This window comes from Acinetobacter sp. Colony158 (genome assembly GCF_019264745.1).
Lineage (GTDB): Bacteria > Pseudomonadota > Gammaproteobacteria > Pseudomonadales > Moraxellaceae > Acinetobacter > Acinetobacter ursingii.
In genome coordinates this window covers 899,494-899,888 of record NZ_CP078523.1, presented here as the reverse complement: position 1 = coordinate 899,888, position 395 = coordinate 899,494, and the positions used below count along the sequence as shown (strand labels likewise).

The 395-nt window shown below is 43.3% G+C and carries 1 protein-coding gene; it reads right to left on the bottom strand.

The genetic code is table 11. From position 1 onward, the window contains the following. Nucleotides 1-395, bottom strand: a 395-nt coding sequence (locus JR005_RS14405; RefSeq protein ID WP_228731740.1) for an ATPase, T2SS/T4P/T4SS family, incomplete at both ends; no start/stop codon positions are given.

Sequence of the window (395 nt, the reverse complement as noted above, 5' to 3'; positions counted from 1 at the left end):
ACGGACGTTGCAAGATTAAATGAAGGTACGCCCATATTGCGTAAACGTGTTAATGTTTCTGGCGCACTGTTAGTATGCAGCGTAGACATGACCATGTGACCTGTTTGCGCAGCCTTGATTGCGATTTCTGCTGTTTCCAGATCACGAATCTCACCAACCATGATAATGTCAGGATCCTGACGTAAAAAAGACTTTAGCGCAGCGGCAAAGGTCAAGCCCACCTTGGGGTTAACATTCACCTGATTAACACCTTCAAGGTTAATTTCCACAGGATCTTCTGCTGTGGAAATATTTGAACTCTCAGTATTAAGAATATTTAGGCCTGTGTATAACGAAACTGTTTTACCAGAACCCGTTGGTCCTGTAATTAGCAACATACCTTGTGGCTTGTTCAG